This is a genomic window from Streptosporangium saharense, from assembly GCF_014203715.1.
GTDB lineage: Bacteria > Actinomycetota > Actinomycetes > Streptosporangiales > Streptosporangiaceae > Streptosporangium > Streptosporangium saharense.
On the sequence record NZ_JACHJP010000019.1, the window covers coordinates 25,000 to 27,603 of the forward strand.

2 protein-coding genes are annotated in these 2,604 nt (G+C 73.7%); one reads left to right on the forward strand and one right to left on the reverse strand.

Annotation, left to right across the window (positions count from 1 at the left end; translation table 11 throughout):
* Positions 1 to 370 precede the first annotated feature (370 nt).
* Complete coding sequence (locus FHS44_RS39585) at positions 371 to 538, reverse strand: hypothetical protein (protein WP_184725674.1); 168 nt, start codon at positions 536 to 538, stop codon at positions 371 to 373.
* A 549-nt stretch (positions 539 to 1,087) separates the two neighbouring features.
* Between FHS44_RS39585 and FHS44_RS39590 the strand changes: the two genes are divergently transcribed.
* The gene (locus FHS44_RS39590; RefSeq protein ID WP_184725676.1) at positions 1,088 to 2,503 is read left to right on the forward strand and encodes a hypothetical protein; all 1,416 of its coding nucleotides are present in this window, start codon (positions 1,088 to 1,090) and stop codon (positions 2,501 to 2,503) included.
* Positions 2,504 to 2,604: the final 101 nt, after the last annotated feature.

The following is a 2,604-nucleotide window of genomic DNA, read 5'->3' on the forward strand; positions in this document are numbered from 1 at the left end:
GGGCGACACCGCCCCCGGGCACCGGCCCGGCCGCCGCCGCCCGTGCCGAGATCTCCACCGCCCGTACCCGACGCATCCAGGCCAGGGCCTGGTGACCCGGGGGGCTCCACCGCCCCCAGACCCCCGCGGAGCGGAGTCACCTCCCGCCCACCGGGCGCGCAGCCTCCCTCCGCACGTGGCGGGAGGCGCCCCCGCAGCGCCGTACTGATCCCTGGCCACCGCGCGGGGCGTAGTCCTGGCCCCAGCTGAGCGCCGCTGAGCCGTACCGCTCCCGGCAGGGCCAGGCCGAGACAAGCTGGCCAGGGGAAATGGATCTGATGATCTATCACGGAGGGAGCCGAACTGCCGCAGAGCGCCCAGGTCCTATACCTCAACGACCGAAGTTGGCGTTCTCCTGCGCTTCGGCGAACCGGTTGACCGCTGAGGCAAGCGCGAGGATGGCGAACACCTGAGCCACCTCAGGCTGACCCTCGCGTAGAGCCTGGTATGCGTTGTCCTCGTGACCGCCAGGCCCGCCCATGACTCTGTCGTTGCTCATCGTCGTCTCCCTTGCTTCGGGTACGCCCCTTGGGCTTTTGCTGGTCAGCAGCTTGGCGCGAGTGCATCGCCCGCTGGGGCCGACTTGTTACATGCGTCATAACTGAGGGCCACCACGGCGAGGTTTTCCCCGCGCAGCGCGCCGTCACGAAGGGCGACAAGCGATGCCCTCGCCGGGCAGGCAGGCACCGGGATCAGGAAGGGGGCCCGGAGTAGGTGCAGGTCAGTGGGGGGCCGGGGCTGGCCTCCTGTGATCCCGTCCGCCTGACCCGAGGGCTACCACGGCCGCCCCAGAGCCGCCAGCCACGGCCTACGGCCGTCCCTACGGGCTACGGGCTGGCACCTCCGTGCCGTCCGCGGCTTGACGCCCTCAGGCGGACGGGATCACAGGAGGCGGCCCCTCTGTGGTCAAGATCTTTTCGTGACCAAAACGTGACCGGCCGAGTTTCGTTTCGTTTCATTAATTTCATTCGTTTCATTGCGATGATGAAACGAATGAAATAGAATAGGGGTACCCCGACAGGCGGGGCACACGAGCGAGGAGGACCCCATGACCACTCCGCCCAGTGCGGTGACGACCTGCCGCTATCCCACGTGCGAGGAGCAGCCCGAGCCGCCCACGGGACCGGGGCGCCCCCCGGCGTACTGCGCGAACCCCGAGCACACTCCGCTGACCGCCTTCCGAGAGCGCAAGCGCCTGGAGGCCGAAGCGCGGGGCGAGGCCGCGCCGCAGCAGCCCGACGACCTGGAGCGGCCCGTCACCATGAGCCAGGTCCGCGGCGCCGAGCTGCTGCGTGGCGCCGAGCAACTCGCCGAGCGCGTCATCGCCGAGATGGGGCGTGTGGCGGCCGAGCTGCGCACGGTGGTAGACCCCGACGCCGCAGCCGTCGAGGTCACCGCCGCACACGCCACCGCCGCCGAGCAGGTGGCCAGCGCGGAGGCCCGCGCCATCGCGGCCGAGCAGCGCGCGAACCTGGCCAGCACCGCGACCGCTACGGCCCGCGCGGAGCGTGAGCAGGCCGACGCCGTCGCGGAGACGGCACTGGCTCAGGCCGAGCAGGCCGAGCAGCGAGCCCGCGCCGAGGCCGAGCGCGCCCAGCAGGCCGAGGAGGCCCTGGAGGCCGAGCGGCAGGCGCACTACGAGGAGCAGGAGCGCCTGGCCGAGCAGGTCACCGCCGCCCACGAAGCCGCAAAGCGGCGCGCCGAGGCCGCCGAGGAGCAGGCCCGCGCGGCTATCAAGCAGGCCCAGGCCGAAGCCGCCGCGCAGATCGAGGAGGCACGCACCGCCCAGGCCGAGGCCGAGCGGAGGGCCGAGCGGGCCGAGGCCCAGGCCGAAGCCCTCACGGCCGAGATCGAGCGGGTCCGCGCCGATGCCAAGCGCGAGCGCGACGAGCACCACGAGGAGCAGGAGCGGCTGGCCGAGCAAGTGGCCGGCGCCGAGGCCCGCGCCATCGCTGCCGAGGCCGCTGCGACCACGCGAGTCGATCAGGCCGAGGCTGCCGCAGCTGAGCGCGTCGAGCGGGCCGAGCGGGAGGCCGCCGCGCAGATCCGTACGGCGCACACCGAGCGCGACGCGACCGCGGCCGCCGCGCAGGAGACCCGGGAGCAGAGCGCCCAACGGGTCGCCGCCGCCGAGCGGAGGGCCGAGCGGGCCGAGGCCAGCGCCGAGACTCTCACCGCTGAAATCAAGCGCGAGCGCGCCGACGTCGAGCGCGAGCGTAAGGCCATCGCGGTTGCCCATGCGGCACAGGTTCAGGCCGTCACCACGCAGGCCGAGGCCGCCGAGCGGAGGGCCGAGCGGGCCGAGCAGCAGGCCGACATCGAGGGAGCCGAGCGCCGCGCGCTCACGGCTCAGGTCGAGCAACTCCGCGCCGAGCTGGCCGCCGCACCCGAGCAGGGCGAGGCCGTCGAGCAGACCGCCAAGCCGCCGGTACGACGGCGGCCACGCGGCGACGCCGCCAAGTAGGAGGGCGTGCGCGGCGCGGCGGCCGCGCGGGCCGTCCGGCGGGGTGGTGGTGAGGGCCAGGGCGTGCGCGGCGCGGCGGCCGCGCGGGCCGTCCGGCGGGG